This window comes from Bacillus sp. SRL543 (assembly GCF_984799205.1).
In genome coordinates, this window is record NZ_OZ481794.1 from 504,697 (window position 1) to 522,249 (window position 17,553).

Annotated in this window: 22 protein-coding genes; 15 read left to right on the forward strand and 7 right to left on the reverse strand. The window is 47.1% G+C overall.

Annotation, left to right across the window (positions count from 1 at the left end; all coding sequences use genetic code 11):
- Positions 1–135: 135 nt before the first annotated feature.
- Both AC4E8B_RS02660 and AC4E8B_RS02665 read left to right on the forward strand, forming a co-directional pair.
- A complete protein-coding gene (locus AC4E8B_RS02660; RefSeq protein ID WP_490216843.1) occupies positions 136–657 on the forward strand; it encodes a sigma-70 family RNA polymerase sigma factor in 522 nt (173 codons plus the stop codon).
- Positions 650–1,960 carry a DUF4179 domain-containing protein gene (locus AC4E8B_RS02665; protein WP_490216845.1) on the forward strand — a complete coding sequence of 437 codons (1,311 nt, stop codon included), beginning with the start codon at positions 650–652 and terminating at the stop codon, positions 1,958–1,960. Before AC4E8B_RS02660 ends, AC4E8B_RS02665 begins: the two co-directional genes overlap by 8 nt.
- A gap of 37 nt (positions 1,961–1,997) precedes the next feature.
- On the opposite strand, the gene AC4E8B_RS02670 is transcribed toward AC4E8B_RS02665, so the two are convergent.
- Positions 1,998–3,056 (reverse strand): sulfite oxidase, encoded by a 1,059-nt coding sequence (locus AC4E8B_RS02670; protein WP_490216847.1) that lies wholly within the window; start codon positions 3,054–3,056, stop codon positions 1,998–2,000.
- Between the two features lie 174 nt (positions 3,057–3,230).
- Between AC4E8B_RS02670 and ypfJ the strand changes: the two genes are divergently transcribed.
- The gene (ypfJ, locus tag AC4E8B_RS02675; RefSeq protein ID WP_490216848.1) at positions 3,231–4,076 is read left to right on the forward strand and encodes a KPN_02809 family neutral zinc metallopeptidase; all 846 of its coding nucleotides are present in this window, start codon (positions 3,231–3,233) and stop codon (positions 4,074–4,076) included.
- A gap of 21 nt (positions 4,077–4,097) precedes the next feature.
- Positions 4,098–4,598, forward strand: a complete 501-nt coding sequence (locus AC4E8B_RS02680) for a cupin domain-containing protein (protein WP_490216849.1) — start codon at positions 4,098–4,100, stop codon at positions 4,596–4,598.
- Between the two features lie 503 nt (positions 4,599–5,101).
- Here AC4E8B_RS02680 and AC4E8B_RS02685 read toward each other — a convergent pair.
- Both AC4E8B_RS02685 and AC4E8B_RS02690 read right to left on the reverse strand, forming a co-directional pair.
- On the reverse strand, positions 5,102–5,275 hold the full coding sequence (locus AC4E8B_RS02685) for a hypothetical protein (protein ID WP_490219892.1): 174 nt from the start codon (positions 5,273–5,275) through the stop codon (positions 5,102–5,104).
- Positions 5,263–5,478, reverse strand: coding sequence for a YidH family protein (locus AC4E8B_RS02690; protein ID WP_490216850.1), 216 nt, complete (start codon positions 5,476–5,478; stop codon positions 5,263–5,265). The genes AC4E8B_RS02685 and AC4E8B_RS02690 overlap by 13 nt, the downstream gene beginning before the upstream one ends.
- A 147-nt stretch (positions 5,479–5,625) precedes the next feature.
- Between AC4E8B_RS02690 and AC4E8B_RS02695 the strand changes: the two genes are divergently transcribed.
- Positions 5,626–6,186 (forward strand): sugar O-acetyltransferase, encoded by a 561-nt coding sequence (locus AC4E8B_RS02695; RefSeq protein WP_490216852.1) that lies wholly within the window; start codon positions 5,626–5,628, stop codon positions 6,184–6,186.
- 55 nt (positions 6,187–6,241) lie between these two features.
- On the opposite strand, the gene AC4E8B_RS02700 is transcribed toward AC4E8B_RS02695, so the two are convergent.
- Together AC4E8B_RS02700 and AC4E8B_RS02705 are read right to left on the reverse strand one after the other, a co-directional pair.
- On the reverse strand, positions 6,242–6,724 hold the full coding sequence (locus AC4E8B_RS02700) for a DinB family protein (RefSeq protein WP_490216853.1): 483 nt from the start codon (positions 6,722–6,724) through the stop codon (positions 6,242–6,244).
- 104 nt (positions 6,725–6,828) lie between these two features.
- Positions 6,829–7,491, reverse strand: coding sequence for a hypothetical protein (locus tag AC4E8B_RS02705; RefSeq protein ID WP_490216854.1), 663 nt, complete (start codon positions 7,489–7,491; stop codon positions 6,829–6,831).
- A 213-nt stretch (positions 7,492–7,704) separates the two neighbouring features.
- On the opposite strand from AC4E8B_RS02705, the gene AC4E8B_RS02710 reads away from it, so the two are divergent.
- The 5 genes from AC4E8B_RS02710 to AC4E8B_RS02730 all read left to right on the forward strand — a co-directional run bounded on the left by AC4E8B_RS02710 (position 7,705) and on the right by AC4E8B_RS02730 (position 12,615).
- Entirely contained in the window at positions 7,705–7,986 is a 282-nt protein-coding gene (locus AC4E8B_RS02710; RefSeq protein WP_490216855.1) for a hypothetical protein, read from the forward strand.
- Between the two features lie 152 nt (positions 7,987–8,138).
- Entirely contained in the window at positions 8,139–8,813 is a 675-nt protein-coding gene (locus AC4E8B_RS02715) for a response regulator transcription factor (protein WP_490216856.1), read from the forward strand.
- Complete coding sequence (locus AC4E8B_RS02720; protein ID WP_490216857.1) at positions 8,803–10,179, forward strand: sensor histidine kinase; 1,377 nt, start codon at positions 8,803–8,805, stop codon at positions 10,177–10,179. The genes AC4E8B_RS02715 and AC4E8B_RS02720 overlap by 11 nt, the downstream gene beginning before the upstream one ends.
- A gap of 209 nt (positions 10,180–10,388) precedes the next feature.
- Positions 10,389–11,480, forward strand: coding sequence for an NAD(P)-dependent alcohol dehydrogenase (locus AC4E8B_RS02725; RefSeq protein ID WP_490216858.1), 1,092 nt, complete (start codon positions 10,389–10,391; stop codon positions 11,478–11,480).
- A gap of 220 nt (positions 11,481–11,700) precedes the next feature.
- Complete coding sequence (locus tag AC4E8B_RS02730) at positions 11,701–12,615, forward strand: peptidoglycan recognition protein family protein (RefSeq protein ID WP_490219468.1); 915 nt, start codon at positions 11,701–11,703, stop codon at positions 12,613–12,615.
- A gap of 29 nt (positions 12,616–12,644) precedes the next feature.
- Here AC4E8B_RS02730 and AC4E8B_RS02735 read toward each other — a convergent pair whose 3' ends face one another.
- Together AC4E8B_RS02735 and AC4E8B_RS02740 are read right to left on the reverse strand one after the other, a co-directional pair.
- A complete protein-coding gene (locus AC4E8B_RS02735; RefSeq protein ID WP_490216859.1) occupies positions 12,645–13,631 on the reverse strand; it encodes an NAD(P)-dependent alcohol dehydrogenase in 987 nt (328 codons plus the stop codon).
- Between the two features lie 59 nt (positions 13,632–13,690).
- The gene (locus tag AC4E8B_RS02740) at positions 13,691–13,819 is read right to left on the reverse strand and encodes a hypothetical protein (protein ID WP_490216860.1); all 129 of its coding nucleotides are present in this window, start codon (positions 13,817–13,819) and stop codon (positions 13,691–13,693) included.
- Between the two features lie 65 nt (positions 13,820–13,884).
- Here AC4E8B_RS02740 and AC4E8B_RS02745 point away from each other — a divergent pair, with 65 nt between their 5' ends.
- From AC4E8B_RS02745 to AC4E8B_RS02765, 5 genes are all read left to right on the forward strand, one after another.
- Positions 13,885–14,397, forward strand: coding sequence for a hypothetical protein (locus AC4E8B_RS02745; protein WP_490216861.1), 513 nt, complete (start codon positions 13,885–13,887; stop codon positions 14,395–14,397).
- A gap of 5 nt (positions 14,398–14,402) precedes the next feature.
- Positions 14,403–15,053: a PspA/IM30 family protein gene (locus tag AC4E8B_RS02750; RefSeq protein ID WP_490216862.1), complete on the forward strand. Its 651-nt coding sequence runs from the start codon at positions 14,403–14,405 to the stop codon at positions 15,051–15,053.
- A gap of 102 nt (positions 15,054–15,155) precedes the next feature.
- Positions 15,156–16,634, forward strand: coding sequence for an aldehyde dehydrogenase family protein (locus AC4E8B_RS02755; protein ID WP_490219470.1), 1,479 nt, complete (start codon positions 15,156–15,158; stop codon positions 16,632–16,634).
- A 230-nt stretch (positions 16,635–16,864) separates the two neighbouring features.
- Complete coding sequence (locus tag AC4E8B_RS02760; protein WP_490216863.1) at positions 16,865–17,203, forward strand: GNAT family N-acetyltransferase; 339 nt, start codon at positions 16,865–16,867, stop codon at positions 17,201–17,203.
- 92 nt (positions 17,204–17,295) lie between these two features.
- On the forward strand, positions 17,296–17,487 hold the full coding sequence (locus AC4E8B_RS02765) for a hypothetical protein (RefSeq protein ID WP_490216864.1): 192 nt from the start codon (positions 17,296–17,298) through the stop codon (positions 17,485–17,487).
- Positions 17,488–17,553: the final 66 nt, after the last annotated feature.

The window sequence follows — 17,553 nt, forward strand, 5'->3', positions numbered from 1 at the left end:
CAGGAACAATCTTAAAGACTCTGCTGGCAATTCACGACATCAATTATTTTAATTGAGAGGGCAATAAATTTTCCATATTTGAAACGTTTCCCATCTCCCAGCACTCTAACAAGCAGAAAGAAAGGAGGGGCAGGCATGGATATAAAAAAAGTGAAGCAGGCGAAAAAGGGAAATAAGAAGGCCTTCCAGGACCTCTTGGAGGCTGAAAAAGAGAAGCTGTATAAGATGGCTTACTTATATATGAAAAATGAGGCGGATGCCTTGGAGGCTTTTCAGGAGACGGTATATAAAGCACTCATATCCATTCGAAACCTAAGGGAAGAACAGTATTTTTCAACTTGGCTGGCGCGGATCCTGATTAATACGTGCATGGACCAGCTGAAAAAGAAAAGCAGGGTCATCCCGATGGAAAGAGAAGCGCTGGAAGATAGAACTTCCCCCTATGTGCCGGGAGACGGCGGCTCTGAATTACTGGAGCTGATAAAGGGCTTGGAGAAGAAATATAAGACCGTTTTGATCCTCCGGTATTATCGCGATTATTCAGTCAGGCAAATTGCGGATTTCCTCGAATGTCCGGAAGGAACTGTGAAAACAAATATTCATCGCGGAATCGGGCTCCTGCGGGAGAAGATGAAGGAGGAGTGTGTCAATGAATAGCGAATTCCCTCAATTCAAGGAAGAAATGGAAAAGATAGCTGTGCCGGAGGATAAGCTGGATCAAATTATAAGCAGGGCCATAAGCGAAACCAAGACGAAAAGAACCTTCAGGCGGAAAGCGTTTTACACAATCAGTGCAGCTGCTGCAGGGTTTGCCTTATTTATCGGTTCGGCTATATATTCTCCTGCTCTCGCAAAAATTGCTTCAGAAATCCCGGTTGTGGGCACCTTTTTCAGCGGTTCGGGAGATGAAGGGCTGGAAGTCGCCGGTGCAAAAGGCCTTACCCAGAAGGTTGGCAAATCGGCAACAGATAAAGGCATCACTTTGACCATCAATGAGGTTTTTTATGATGGAACAAGGCTGGCCTTTGGGTTTACACATGAATCGCTTTTGGCAATCGGAGAAATGGAGCGGCCGGCCATTTATGTGGATGGCAAGGAAATCAATTTTAGCTCAGGATCGTCAGGGGAGTTTGTTACACCGGCAAAATACCAGGGGATCCTGGATATCAATCCGACAGAAGAGCTTCCTGAGGAGTTCACCATGAAGTTCAGGGTAGATGCGGTCGGCCTTATGCCAGGGAAATGGGAATTTGAATTCCCGGTCAAACAGTCGGGGGAAGTGACGGTCATCCGGCCGAAAAAAACCCAAAATATTAATGGGCTGGAAGTGAATGTGAAGTCGGTTAAGCTCGGCCCTGCAGGAACGGATCTTTCAGTCAGTCTGACAGCCGATCTGGAACAAACAAAGCTGGATCCTTATACAGATTTGCATTTCAATATTGTCGATGACCGGGGGTTCGCGCTCAGGCAGCTGTCTGGCAGCGGGCATGGTGATACTGTGGACGGCAAGGAGAAAGCAACGCTTAGTATGTTATACTCCCCGGTAAAAAAGGGGACAAAATCCTTGAGCATTATCCCCTATAAGCTGCCGGATCAGCATAGTGCTCCCGAAGAAGTGATGATTCCTCTTGATGAGGGCAGTCTTCCAGCTATACTCGGGAAGGGAGGCAGAGACAAAATAACGGTAACGGACATAGAGAGGACAAAGAAAAGCACCACCGTGTTTTTTAAAGTGGACAGTGAATTTGCCTATGATGATCAGCTGACGAAAAATCCAACCATCCTTGAGACGGCTGATGGGGAAGACCTCACTATCGAGAAGGCACCGTTTGCTGAAAGGGTAGAAGGAAACCTATATAAACAAGTATTTAAGGCATCAGGAAGCAAGAAATTGAGATTCAAAGCCTTTATCATGCCGGAGCCGGAAATGTTTGAAGCATTTACAGTAGAACTGCCATGATCATAGCCAGGCACCTTCCAAGGTGCCTGGCTATGATTCATTCTACCTTAACACTAACCCGGTCAATCGCATTATACCCATATCCCTTCCTGTTCCAATTTGGGGAAGCGGGCTGTGTGCGTCCGTGTGTATCATATGCTCTGGACATCAGGATGTATTCTCCTTCGCTTGCATCCCAATCGTACGTCCATGGCTGCCACTCATAAAAGCCAGCACCCGGATCCTCAAGCCGTGCTTCCTTCCAGTTTTCACCCCCATCAATGCTTACCTCCACTTTTTCAATTCCCCCTTTACCTGTCCAGGCGATGCCTTTGACAGGATGGCTGCCGGCCTGAAGGAGCTGGCCGTCCAATGGGTGTCGGATGGAACTGTTGACATGGATCCTGGTTACTGGCACTGCTTCTTCATCGGATTCTTTATAAGGAAAATAGACATAATCAATTGTCTGGAAAGGCCCTGTAAACGGAGCATCTGCAACGGTGATACTCTTGAGCCATTTAACGGAAGCCATCGCGTACCACTGGGGAACGATAAGCCTTAATGGAAAGCCGTGCTTGAAGGGAATCGGCTTTCCGTTGTATTCGTAGGCAACCAGTGTATCCGGGTGCAGGGCTTTTTCCAGGGGAAGGCTTCTTGTAAAAGAATAAACTCCATCAAGATCGGTACTTTCTCCAAAATCATATCCCTCAAAAACGATTTCCGCCGCTCCGTTCTGAATGCCCGCACCCTCGAGGAGGGAGGCAAGCGGAACACCCTTCCAGCTTCCCTGGCTGACCGCACCTTTTTCCCATTGCTCACCGAACGTTAGGGGTTCAAAAAAACTCCTCTTGTTACCGGCGCATTCCAAAACGGCGGTCACGGTCCTTGATGGGAGATTCATTATATCGGTCAGGGAATAAAGCAGGGGTGAAGAAACTTTGCCTTTGACAGGAAGCCAAAAGGCAGAAGCTGAAAGCGAAGGATAAGTAAAATGATTCCGCCGGTAAAACAGGGAATTTCCCACCATTCTGCCTGAAATGAACGCAATGGGTGATTCCTGATTCTCTGGCTGCAGGCTATGGGTGGTCAAATAGGGCCTTACGAAAGGTTTTTGCATAAAAGGGCCTCCTGAATCGGTAAATATCCATTCTTATGTAAGAAACAGGAAGATCATGCCTTTCCTATATGTAAAAAATTCCGGCTCTAATTAAAGATAATTCCTGTCCTGTGCGGGTATATGACTAAAAGATATGATTTCAACGTAAGAAAATGGCAGCAGGGAGGATAAACCATGAAATGGAAGGGAAGAAGAGCGAGCTCCAATGTTGAGGATAGAAGGGGAATGGGCGGCAAAACGCTCGTCGGGGGAGGCCTCGGAGGAATAGTCATTGTCCTCATTATCACATTATTGGGAGGCAATCCCGGCGAGCTCCTCGGAGGCCTGGGCATGACCGGGGAGGAGCAGTCGCCTGCACCTTATGAAGAAACTGCCGAGGAAAGGGAGCTGGCGGATTTTGTGTCAGTGGTGCTGGCAGATACGGAGGAAGTCTGGAGTGAGATCTTCCAGGAGCGGGGGATGGAGTACAGGGAGCCGACCCTTGTTTTGTATACTGGCAGCGTCCAGTCTGCCTGCGGTGCAGCAGGAGCATCGGTCGGGCCATTCTATTGCCCGGGAGACCAGAAGCTTTATATTGATTTAAGCTTCTATAGGGAGCTGCGGGAGAAATTCCAGGCGCCTGGCGATTTTGCCATGGCCTATGTGGTTGCCCATGAAGTCGGCCATCATGTCCAGACGCTCCTGGGCACTACGGATGAGGTCATGCCTCTCCGCCAAAAGCTCAGCCAGGAGGAATTCAATAAATATCAGGTCCGCTTTGAGCTTCAGGCTGATTATTATGCCGGCGTTTGGGCACATCATGCACAGGGAATGGGTTATCTAGAGCAAGGTGATCTGGAGGAAGCGATCCAGGCTGCCCATGCAGTCGGCGATGATACGATCCAGAAAAGGGCGCAGGGCTATGCAGTGCCGGAAAGCTTCACCCACGGCACCTCTGAACAGAGGAAGCGTTGGTTCAATAGGGGCTTCCAGAATGGAACGATAGAGGGCGGCGATACGTTCAGCGCCCGCAATCTTTAACTTAAGAAGGAGTGGATGCACATGAGTACGCAAGTGAGATCTTTTTTCCTGCAGGACAATGGTGATATCCCGAACAATCAAGAACTGCCTGTCATCATTTATGAAGGAATATTCAGTGACAATGCCAATACAATAGAAGGGACATTCACCCGCCACAACTGGCTCGGCACATGGACGGGCGGGGTGTTCGACTACCATCACTATCACAGCAACTCTCATGAAGTCCTTGGAGTCCGATCGGGCCGCGCTACGATTCTGCTGGGCGGGGACGGCGGAGAAAGAGTTGAAGTGAAAGCAGGGGATGTCATTGTCCTGCCAGCAGGGACAGGCCATAAGAATGTTGACAGCTCAGAAGACTTTGAGGTTGTAGGAGCCTACCCGGACGGAATGAGCCATGATTTGAAAAAGAAGGATCCGGGAGGGCGTGCACAATCTCTCTCAGAAATCCGCAGTGTACCGGTGCCTGCCACTGATCCGGTTTATGGCGATACAGGCCCTCTGCTTGAAAAATGGGTAAAATAAACAAAAAGCCAGGCACAAGGTGATTAACGGGTTCGGTTTTAAGATACCAAGTGCGGATTGGCAGTGCTTTTCGCAGACTCTTAGCATGAAATTAGCACACAAAAAAGCTCAGGGCCATTATGCTCTGAGCTTTTTATAGAGATAGCAGGTTGTTGAAGATAAGCACCAGTGTGTTGGCTGTGAGTCAAGACTGCCTGCTAAAAGAGCAATTTTTCCCCTGTCCACCCTGGCCTAAAAGAGCCGAGCTTCCAAGGACAGGATGGGGTTCTGTTCGGGTTAACCAATAAGCGGAAAAATTCCGGCTAATTTTAAAAAATCTCTAAAAACAGCTTAAATAGACGGAGAAATTCCGGTTATCAACCCGAAAAAAAGCAAAATGGACCATTTTGCTTCGCTGAACCGGAAAAACTCCGCTTATTTGAACCCATTCGAGGCAAGTTATCAATCTAACCGGAAAAACTCCGCTTATTAATTTCTTGTTGGCAACTCAAACCAAGTTCGCATCAAAGGATTCCCCAAACGAACATATAATAAAACCCGAACACGGCGAAGATGAGCAGCAAAAGAGCTGAGAGGAGAATTATCATCTTTTTAGAAAACATGAATGATTGGCTGTTGATTTCATGCCCTTTTCTGAAATACCCGATTGTGGTCATGATGATCGTCAATATACCCACAATAATGGAAGCAAGTCCGATGATCTGCGCAGGGCGTCTCCTATCATCGAAGCAGCAGGCAGGGTGGAAAAGTGAAGGTTTGTGATAAGGAAGCCGACTCCTATGATTGTGATGCTTGTCCTGACCCAGGCCAGATAGGTCCGCTCATTGGCCAAATGCTGCTGGATATATTTAGAATCCTTTGTAGGCTGCCCATTGTCCATCCTGCATCACCACACTATCAGTTTGTTGGATAAATGGTAGCATACACTGGGAAAATTGGCTATTCCGCAACAGGATGCATCTGGCACCTTGCCCCAAAGGCAGGTAGAATAAGGGTAAGCTCTTAATCTGAAAGGGGTATAACCAAAATGCTGACTGAAAAAGAAAAGATGCTTGCAGGTGAGCTATATGATGCGGCAGATCCAATCCTTATAAAAGAAAGGACGAATGCACGCAGACTGACCCGGCTGTTCAATCTGACAGAAGAAACAGAAGATGAGAAACGGACAGAGCTATTAAAGGAGCTGTTGGGATCGACTGGAAAGAAGTTTTATATTGAACCAAGCTTCCGCTGTGACTATGGCTATAACATCAAGGTTGGCGAGAATTTTTATGCCAATTTTGACTGTGTCATCCTGGACGTTTGTGAAGTGAAAATCGGCGATAACTGCTTTATGGCCCCGGGCGTCCATATTTATACGGCAGGACATCCCTTGAATCCGGATGAGCGGAATGCCGGCCCTGAGTTCGGGAAGCCTGTCACCATCGGGAACAGTGTCTGGATCGGCGGCAGGGCCGTCATTAATCCGGGTGTTAAAATCGGGAATAATGCCGTCATCGCATCAGGTGCAGTTGTAACAAAGGATGTGCCTGACAATGCGGTAGTCGGCGGTAACCCGGCGAGAGTGATTAAGTTTATAGACATCTAAAATTCCAGCAACAGATTTAATGAAATTAAAATGGATTATAAAAAAGCAGACTGGCCTATTGCCGGCTGGTCTGCTTCACATAACGGTCCCAATGATCCTCAATTTCCTTTTTATGCTTGTGGTCATGCTCAATCAGCCCGGCAAAGTATTGGCCGATTGTCATGTCTCTCCCGGGGTACAGCTCCTGAAATCTTTCCGGCTCCAGTTTTTCCAATAGTGAGAGAAGCTCTCTTCTTGCCTCAGCAAACTCACTGATCAGCATTTGCCTGCTGATTCCTGACCTCGCGTAGTGTCTCGCTTCCATATTCATTGCATCTGCATCAATATTTTCGGAGGGAATTTCTCCTTTGCTCAGCAGGGCAGGCATGCGCCGGCTGATGACAAATCGATCCCAGGTGATAAAGTGGGAAACCACATCAGCTGTTCCCCAGGAGCCTTCACGGAAAGGGAGGAACCATAGTTCATCCTCCATTTGTGCCAGCGATTGCACCCAGTCAATGAATGCCGATTTTTCTTCAATAATCTCTTCTTTTCTCATAAGCTGCCCCCTTAATTAGCTATCACCCTCTCTCTTCTTTCTGACCAGAGTAAATTCCTGCTTTTAAAAAGAAGAGGGACCTCCGCATGAAGGTCCCTGTACTATTAAAATTTGTGTCCGCCCATCAGGGGCTTGTCTACACCAAGCTCTTCCAATTCTTCTTTGGCAGAGTCCATAATGCTGTCGGCTTTAGCTTTCGTTTCTTCATCCAGATCCGCGAAAGGATCTCCTTTGCCATGGCGCTCTGGAAGAGTGATACCGAGAGCCTTTAATTGCTCATCAGCTTCGTCACGAGAGAGGGAGCCATCTTTGACCTGATCTTGAATGGCCTGCACTTTAGCTTTCGTTTCTTCATCGAGGTCAGCGAACGGATCTCCTTTGCCATGCCTCTCAGGAAGAGTGATGCCGAGAGCCTTTAACTGCTCATCAGCTTCTTCGCGGGTAAGGGAGCCATCCTTGACCTGATCCTGAATGGCCTGAGCTTTTGCTTTTGCCTTTTCATCAAGGTTAGCAAAAAGTTCCTCTTTTTCCCTTTTTGCAGGAAGCTCAACACCGATCGCAGCCAGTTCTTCTTTCATATTGTCCATGATATCCTGAACCTTAGCCCTGGTGCTGTCATCCAATACTTGTCCGGCCTTTTCTAAAAGAGAAGCAGGTGCAGTTCCTGTCCCGCTCTCCTCTGCGGCCATTGCCTTGAATGCCGTGCCGCCAATGATGCTTAGCGACAATGCTCCTGTAAGTGCATATCCAGCCCATTTTTTCTTCATCAATAAATACCTCCGTTTTTATTAAAATTTTTGATCGTCAAGCTGTGTACATGCTTCACTATAGGGGGCTTTGGTGAAAAACAGGTGAAAATAAAAAAGAATAAAATATTAGAGGATTTATTGCTTCTTGAATTTTGGTAATATAAGGATATGTGTTACTCCGTACTAATTCATAGCTTGCAAGCTTGCACTTTTCTTAATTGGGAGGTTTCTATGCAAAAAGTAAATGTCTGGTCCTTCATTTTCTCTATCATTTGTATCCTGTTGTTTACGGAGGCTGCTTTTTCAGGATCGATTGATTATTCTATCATCGGCCTTGACCCGTTCAGATTTTTGTTATACCTGGCCCTGTCGGCCTTTGTTTTTGCTGTACTGGGCTTTGGCGGCATCCAGAACTGGAAGGGCCTGGCGAGGAGTATTGCTTCGCTTGTAATAACAGTGGGACTTTCCGGTGTCTTAGCTTATATCATTTTTATCGGAAAGCTGTTAAGCTAGGGCAAATAATAATGGTTGAAAGCAGAAAAGGCTCAAACACAGCAGAGTCTTTTTTCTTTTGGACATTAAGGCAGAAGGAGGCTGGTTTTTTCACTCGATTTTCACCAGCGTATGGTATCTTAATCATAACGAAATGCGGGAAGGTGGATATATTGAAAATACTGCTTGCAGAAGATGATGAATATCTGGGTGAATTGATCGTCCACTTGCTGAAGAAGAAAGGGTTTGGGAAAGCAGATTGGGTGATGGAAGGCGAGGATGCTTATGAATATGCAAAGGCTTCCTATTATGATGTGCTTATCCTGGATTGGATGATGCCGAACGGTGATGGCATTTCCGTCTGCCGCCGGCTGCGCCGGGAAGGATACAGCGGGGCCATCCTGATGCTGACTGCGAGGGATGCCGTATCTGACAGGGTCGAAGGGCTCGAAGCCGGTGCTGACGACTATTTGATCAAGCCGTTTGAAATTGATGAGCTGGCAGCCAGGCTGAAAGCTTTATCACGGAGGATGCTTGCTCCGCTTCAGGAGGATATCATCCGATGGAAAAGTCTTGAGCTGAACCGGACGAGTCATACGCTATTTCTGAACGGAGAAGAAATCTTCCTGACCCCGAGGGAGTATCAGCTTCTTGAAATGCTCCTGCGCAATAAAGGGCAGGTCCTGACAAGAGAGATGATTTTAGACCGGATATGGGGCATTGAATCAGATGTTTCAATGAAAACGATCGATGCGACCGTCAAGCTGCTGCGAAAGAAGATTGATAAGCACAGCACAGATAGCATGATTGAAACCATTCGCGGAGCGGGGTATAAAATTGAAGCCTAGACGTTTCCTGGATAGATGGAAAAAGAAGCTGCCTCAGGAGGTGTTTGGCCAGACAAGCCTTCGCCTGACACTGTTCTACAGCGGCATCATCACTCTTTTTCTGATTATATTTGTGATCATTGTCCTCTTTATTTTATACGGTGTCATCTATGCCGACCAGGAACGGAAAATTACGGAGCTGGCTAACCGGGAAACAAATGAGTTTCAGGAAGAGGGCTTCCGCCGGCACAGGCCTCAGCTAAGAGAAGGAGACAAGCAGGTGTTTCTCAGCGAGAATCAGCTGTTCTATTATGTTGCTGCCGGGGATGGCAGCCTGGTCAGTGCCAGTGAAAGCTTTGGCCCGCTGCGGCCATTGTTTCTGGACCTTGTAAAAAACTGGACACCCGGCCAGAGTGAAATCAGGCAGAAGACGCTCCAGATTCCCGGGGATGATGCCGGCTACAGCCAGTTCAGGGACTTTGACATCAGGGTCCTTATGCTTGCCAGGCCGGTCATTATAAATGGACAGACAGCCGGGATGATGTATATCGGATTGGATATATCTAATTTAAATACCATTTTTAAATGGGTGGTCATCGTTTTAAGCAGCCTGGCCGCCGTTTTTATCGGCATTGGAATCTGGCTGAGCCGGATGATGTCGAGGAGGGCGCTCATCCCGATTGAGAAGTCTTATAATCAGCAGCGTGAATTTGTGGCGAATGCCTCCCATGAACTCCGGACCCCGCTGAGTGTTATCTTTTCTTCGGTTGAAGCGATTGAAATGGAGCTTGAGGATCCTGATCCTTTTACAAGGAAAATGATGAATGGACTGAAGCATGAAGTAAAAAGGATGACAAAGCTGATCAATGACCTCCTGACATTGGCCCGTTCAGATTCTGCTGAAGCTGCGGTGCTGGATCGGAAATGGGAGGACATGCGTCCATTGAGCGCACAAGTCCTTGATTCTTTTGAAAGCTTTGCGGCTGAAAAACAGATCAGGCTCTCACTCCACGCTCCTGAACAGGTGATGGCCCATGCCGACAGCGGGATGATTGTCCAGCTTTTATATATACTGGTGGATAACGCGATTAAGTACAGCCCCTCTGGAGGAGAAGTCAGCGTGAATCTCGGTGTGAAGATGGATAGGCAGTCCGGCATTTTTGTTCTCTCAGTGAAAGATACTGGGATCGGAATGAGCAGGGAGGAGCAGGACCAGGTATTTGACCGCTTCTTCCGGGCTGATAAAGCAAGGAGCCGCAAGGAAGGCGGACATGGGCTCGGACTTTCAATCGCCAAGTGGATTGCAGATGTTCATAAAGGGCGGATCACTGTGGAAAGTGAACCTGGGAAAGGAACCGAATTCCGGGTCGAAATACCGTGCGAATAAAACAATTAAGTAATGATTGAAATGGTTCTTTAACTGCCATACTAAAAAGCGGGTACATGAGTACCTGCTTTTTTAGTATTTCGATATAACTATGGTTGGGTGTTGGGTACTTTAAAATACAGACGTGACAAAAGTAAATAGTCTGAGCTGGATACTTTGAAGTGGAGATATTAAAATAATATACCATTTATTTAGGAGATGAACATCTTATGAAGATCAAAGCAGCTGTCACCCATGGCCAGGGAGAAGACTTCAAGATTGAAGAAGTAGAACTGGCTGAACCGAAGGCAAATGAAGTCCTGATTAAAATCGTTGCTTCCGGCGTCTGCCATACAGATGCAGTGGCGCGTGATCTGGGCCTGACACCTTATCCGGTTGTACTGGGGCATGAAGGCTCCGGAGTTGTTGAAAAAGTAGGCGCCGGCGTAAAAACAATCGTGCCGGGAGACCATGTTGTACTGTCTTTTGCATCCTGCGGACATTGCGAAAATTGCCTGACAGGCCACCCAACGGTCTGCACCGAATTCAATGATCTTAACTTCGGCGGAAAAATGGAAGATGAAACCCACCGGCTGCACCAGCATGATCACGATCTTTCCACGTTCTTTGGGCAATCTTCTTTTGGTACATATGCAGTTGCCAATGAGCGAAATGTGGTAAAGGTAGACAAAGATGTGGATCTAGCCTTGCTGGGGCCTCTAGGTTGCGGCATCCAAACCGGAAGCGGAACGGTATTGAACCGGCTGAAGCCGGAATTTGGAACATCCATCGCCGTTTACGGAACAGGAGCAGTAGGCTTGAGCGGCGTTATGGCAGCTAAGATTACAGGATGCAGGCATATCATCGCCATTGATATCCATGACAGCCGCCTGGAAAAAGCAAAAGAGCTTGGTGCTACACACGTCATCAACAGCAAAAATGAAGATGTTGTTGAACGCATTAAAGAAATTACAAAGGGCGGAGTGCATTACGGACTTGAAACCACCGGGGTTCCGATTGTGGTGCGCCAGGGGCTTAGGGCTCTCCGTCCGCTTGGCACGCTGGCAATTGTCGGTGTGACACCGGAAATGGAAATCAATGTTCATGAAGAAATCATGGCAGAAGGCAAAACAATGGTCGGCGTCATCGAAGGAGATGCTGTGCCTCAATTATTCATCCCTCAATTGGTCGATTATTATAAAAACGGCATGTTCCCATTTGATAAACTAGTGGAATTTTATGACTTCAGCGACATCAACCAGGCCTTTGAAGATTCTAAAAAAGGCCTTGCGATCAAGCCGATTGTCAAAATTGGACAATAGAGAATAAAACCCTCGCCGCCTGCGGCGGGGGTTTATTTGTGTATAAAGCAGCGTCACAGGCTGGGGAATAATTTCATTGCTGACAACCAAACTAATGAAAGGATGGAATCACAATGAAAGGACATCACAGATGAAAAAACAACTAGCTGTTTTAATCAGCTGCCTCCTATTGGCAGCGGCATTGGCTGTCCCGGCCAGTGCAGCGAATAATCCCCGAAACATGTACGATGTAAAGCGGGGAGATACCTTGTGGAAAATCGCCGGCACCTATAAGACGACACCGGAAGAATTGAAAAAAATCAATGGGCTGCAGACCGCTCTGATCTTGCCGGGCCAAAAACTGCGGGTGCCCATTATGTATGAAGTGAAATCAGGAGACACATTATGGAAGCTTTCCCAGAGCTTCAGCTCCACTGTCATGGGCATGAAAAAAGCGAATCGGCTATCAGGCGACCACATTACTGTGGGGCAGAAATTAAGGATACCGCCGAAAAACCTTACGATGAATGGCCAGTTTGTCCTCATGACAAGAGAAGAATTCCAGGATTGGATTTTCAATCAGAAATTCACAAGGAAGGTCGGCAAGGTCCAGCAGCATCACACATTTCAGCCTTCCTACGAGCAATTCAACGGCAGTAATCATTTTTCCATGCTGAAAGGCATGAAGGAGTACCATGTGACAGGGATGGGCTGGAGTGATATCAGCCAGCACCTGACCACCTTCCCGGATGGAAAGGTAGCTGTCGGACGCTCATTCAACACTGCACCTGAAGGGTCATTCGGACTGCAGAATGAAGCCGCCATGCACCGGATTGAGGCAGATAGCATAGCAATCGAAAATGTCGGCAATTTTGACAAAAACAAAATGACAAAAGAGCAAAAGGAGACCATCACAGCAGTCACTGCCCTCCTTATGCTGAAATACGGCCTCTCTCCATCAGTGAACACCATTACTTATCATCATTGGTGGGACATCAACACCGGTGAGAAAGTGCTGGATAAAAGCAGCGGACATGCAGTCAAGACTTGTCCCGGGACAGAATTCTTCGGCGGGAATTCCACTGAGGATGCCAAGAAAAGCTTTTACCCGCTGGTAGAGAGGAAAATGAAAGAAATATCGGCTTCCATTCAGTAGATGGAAAGCCCTGCACTTTTTGAAAGAAATCATGCACTGGGGGACTGGGAAATAGATATGACAACCTTTCCCCGGGCATGCCCTTCAGCAAAATACCGGAATGCCTCCGGAACGTCTTCAAGACTGTAGGTGCGGTCAATGGTTGGCTGCACCTTGCCTTCTTCAATAAGTTTGGCCAAAGATATCAGGTCCTTTTGATTGTGCCTTTGAAGAAAACTGCCCACTTTTTGTTTCCCTGTTAAGGAAACCCATGGTCCCATCATCAGAGCCTGAAACATCTGCTTGCCAGATCCGCCGACATGGACAAACTGCCCTTCTGGCTTCAATGCACGCCTGTACGTTCTTATTGAATTAGATCCGTTAACGCCAAGAATCAAGTCGTACTGATTATTGAGTACAGTAAAGTCCGTCTTCTTATAATCGATGCATTGGTCAGCGCCGAGCGACTGTATAATGTCTATATTCCCTGTACTGCATACTCCGGTCACCTCAGCTCCGAAGGACTTGGCAATCTGTACGGCAAAAGTTCCGACACCCCCGGATGCTCCGTATATCAGCACTTTATTCCCCTTTTTTATTTTTCCTTTATCACGCAGGCTTTGCAGGGCAGTGGCAGCTGCCATTGGCACAGCGGCTGCTTCTGTGAAGGATAGTCCTGCAGGCATCGAGGCTAATGAACTTTCCGGAACAGCAGCATATTCAGCAAAGCTGCCCCAGCCGCTCCCGGAAAGGTCGCCGAACACTTTATCGCCTGGCTTGAACTTTTTAATATTTTTGCCGGCTGCTTCTATCACCCCGGCCACATCCCCGCCTGGTATGGGATAATTCGGCTTGAAAAGCCCAAAGGCAAAACGCGCAAGAAACGGATCCCCTTTCAATAAAACCAAATTGCCAAAGTTGATGGAAGCAGCGTGTATCTTAACCAGGACCTGATCATCTCCAGGAACAGGCTTATCAATCTCTGCTAATTTAAGTACTTCGGGCGAGCCATATTTTTCACATATGATGGCTTTCATTTTTGTGCCTCCTTCTCTTCCTTTTGGGAAAAAGATATTCCTGAGACTAACAAATAAGACTATTGCTCTAGGAAAATATATCTTGTATTTAGGCGTTCGCAAGGATAATAAAGGCAAATCACTTTTGCGGCAGAAAAAGGACCAGAGTGGTCTTTTTTTATATCACCTGAAAAAACCTGTTTTTTCACCAGATTTTCTCCTTAGCACTATAATATTCTCTTTGCAGCCATCAACTAACAGGGAGGTGAAGAAAGTGAAAATGAAGATGCTTATCGGAGGCGCTATCGGCGCTGCCGCGGTATATGCCAATTATAAAGCAGCAGAAGGGTTCTATGGACAAGCTTCAAGGCCGATGGCAGCAGAGGGGCAGATCCACTTTGCTCCCCATCACCGGGGCAGAGGATTCCACCAGAATGTGATCGAGTTTACACCAGCCGTGCACCCTCATTCCTGGATGCAGGCAGGCAGTTTTATGGCGGTTATCCTGCAGCTGCTTTTGATTGCAGCAGGCTTCCTTTTATGGAAAACGGCTCAAAATGGGGGGCTGAAGAAATGGGCGGGCATATTTCTCGCCGGTCTGGGATTGTTCCTGCTCCTTCCTAAGATTGTTTTTATTCCAATGGCGCTCATCGGACTGTACACGATCTATAAAATCCGCAGCAATGAGGAGCCGGCCGCCTTTTCATATGATTGGACAAGCCCCGGCTTTCAGGGAAACAGAGACTTCCTGGATGAGTGGGAAAAGAAAACAAAAATGGAGGAATAGGAAAAATGGGCGTATTAAAAAGAATGAAACGCATCGTCACTGCTGACTTGCATGATGCAGTTGATAAAATGGAGAACCCAATAAGTCTTTTGAAGCAGTATATAAGGGAAGTGGAGGAACAGCTGGAAAAAGGAAAGCAGGCACTGGCCCAGCAGTATGCTGTTGAACAGAAATATTCATTGCTGATTGCATCAGAGCAGGAAACGGCAGAGAAGCGCAAAAGACAGGCGGATCTGGCTGTATCCAAGGGTGAGGAAGATATCGCAAGGCTCGCCCTTCAGGAGAAGATCGTCAGCGAACGGAAGCTCTCGGTCTACATCCAGCAATATGAAATGATCCAGGAAAAAACCAATGAACTGGCAGGGCAGCTTGAAGCGCTCCACAGGCAATATGAAGAGCTCAAGCTGAAGAAAAATGAGCTGGCAGCCCGCTATCAGGCAGCAGCGGCCATCAAGAACATCCAGGAAAGCACGGTTTCCTTTAAAGCGGACCAGGCGCTCAGCGGGTTTGCCAGAATGGAAGAAAAGGTACTTGAACAGGAATCTTATATAAAGGCAGGGAAGCTGCTCTCTGCAAATGCCTATAAACCGGCTGTCAGCCCGCATTTGGCAGATGAAGTGGAGCTTGAATTGGAGAAACTGAAAACAAAGGAATAACAGCAAGGGACTCCGGTTCCTTGCTTTCTCAAATTTTGGAATATATCTTTGCCGATTTCATCATACTAAGGCTTATCTATGATTATGGGAGGTTAAGCTTTGATGAACAGGGAGCCAGTAAAGATTGACGCAATCATCAATGGAGAGAAAGCACCGACTGAGAAAAACTTTCCCCGTGAAAATCCTGCACACCCGGAAGAAACTGCAGGATATGCACCAGTGAATACAAAGGAAGAAGCTATCAGGGCCATTGATGCGGCTTATGATGCATTCAGCGTGTGGAAAGTCAGCAAGGTAGAAGACCGGGTGGAGCGGATGGAGCGCGCCATCCAGAAAATTAAAGATGCCACTCCGGAAATTGCAGAGCTTTTATCCCGCGAACATGGAAAGGCATTGTGGGATTCTAAAGGAGAAATTGCCGTTTCCCTGATGTGGATGGAATTCGCCTGCCAGAATGTAAAAGAGGTAACCGAGCCGCAGATAAAGGAGCATGATAACGGAAGGACCCTTATTACATATGATCCCATCGGAGTGGTGTCCGCCATCACACCTTGGAATTATCCGATTTCTTTATCAACCATTAAAATCGCCCCTGCCCTCCTGACCGGAAATACAATGGTACTGAAGCCAAGCCCATTTGCGCCTCTTGCAGTCAGCAAGGTCGTGGAGATCATTGCTTCCGAATTTCCGCCGGGAGTCCTTAATCTTGTTCATGGGGAGGCAGATGTCGGGGTTGAGCTTACATCCAATCCGAAGGTGGCGAAAATCGCATTTACTGGCGGAACCAAAACAGCTAAAAGCATTATGAAAGCTGCCTCTGAGACGATAAAAAAAATGACGCTTGAGCTGGGCGGGAATGATGCAGCAATCGTGCTGCCAAGCTTTGATGTAAACGATGAAAAAGCAATGCGCCGCATGGTCATCTCCAACTTTCTGACCTCAGGCCAAATCTGCATGATTGCCAAAAGAGTGTATGTGCATCAATCCATTTATAAAGGTTTTGTGGAGAAATACAGAGAAGCAGCAGATAAATGGATCCGGGTGGGCGATCCATTCAACCCGGAAGTAACCGTCGGGCCGGTCAATAATCCGGGACAAGTCAAATATGTGAAAAGCCTGGTTGAGGATGCCAAAAGCAAAGGGGCAGAAGTCATAAAGCTCGGGAAGATCCTTGATCAAGACCTGATGGATAACGGTTATTTCCTGCAGCCAACACTGGTACTCGGTGCAGATCCGCACGATCCGATTGTAGTGGAAGAGCAATTCGGCCCGACTGTCCCGATCATTCCCTATGATGACGAAGAGCAGGTGATCCAGCTTCATAATGAAAGCATTTATGGACTGACCAGCTCTGTCTGGGGAGACGAAGAAGAAGCGATTAAGGTTGCACGCAGGATTGAGGCCGGCACCACCATGATCAATACCGCCGCCGTACAGGGACTTGATGTCCGCTTTCCTTTCGGAGGCGTCAAGCAGTCCGGGGTTGGACGCGAATACGGCAAAGAAGGGCTGAAATCCTATCTCGAAGTGCATGTCATCAATATTCCGAAGACATTGGAGCTGCCATATATTCCTGAATAATGTGCGAAAAAACGAAGGCTGCTGAAGAGGCAGCCTTCGTTTTTTTATGGGTTTACACAGTGAAAGTAACGGATGTATAATTATGGAAACAATTATACAGCCCGACTGGTAAAACCTTGGAAAGGCGGTGTGGAGTTTCGTTGATCTGTGAAGCCGGAGCAGCCGATCAGAAGCAAATTTCCGAACTTTATCGAATGCTGGTTCCCCATAGCCGGAAAAGGAATGTGTTAGTGGAGCAAATTGAAAGAATCAAAATGGACCCCGGCAATTTCTTGCTTGTTTACGATGAAGAAGGAACAATTCTCGGAACACTGACACTCAATATATGCCTGCAAGCCTTGCATGGGCTAAAGCCTTATGGAGTAATTGAGAATATTGTGGTTCATGAACATCATCGTGGCCGCGGCGTTGGGCAGAAGCTGCTGAAATATGCAGAGGAGTATTGCAGATCACTGGATTGCCATAGAATTATGCTGTTAAGCAGCTCAAAGAGACAGATGGCCCATCAGTTTTTTGAAAGTGAGGGTTATGATGGGGCAGTGAGCAAGGGTTTTAAGAAGTATTTATAGAATAGGGTATATGGAAAAAATGAATTTGCAGATAATATAGCAGCACTGCAATCAGCGGGCAGAGAATCTGTGTGTTAAGAAAGGGGAAGCTCTTGAGAGAGAAAAAGCGGGAAACCTGGAAGCTCTGGGATGCCATGTTCACCTCTGGTATTTTATCTCTTCTTAAGGACGGGGAAGAAGCTCAAACCGACGATAATAAGTTTAGACAATTATTATGGCAGCTGTTGTTTGGGATCATTCTTACTGTTTTATTTTTCATCATTCTGGCGTTCTTTGTATATTAAAAAGAGCCTGTTCTACTGATAGTCAGCAGACAGTTCAGAGCAGTTTTTTATGTAAATATCATAGCT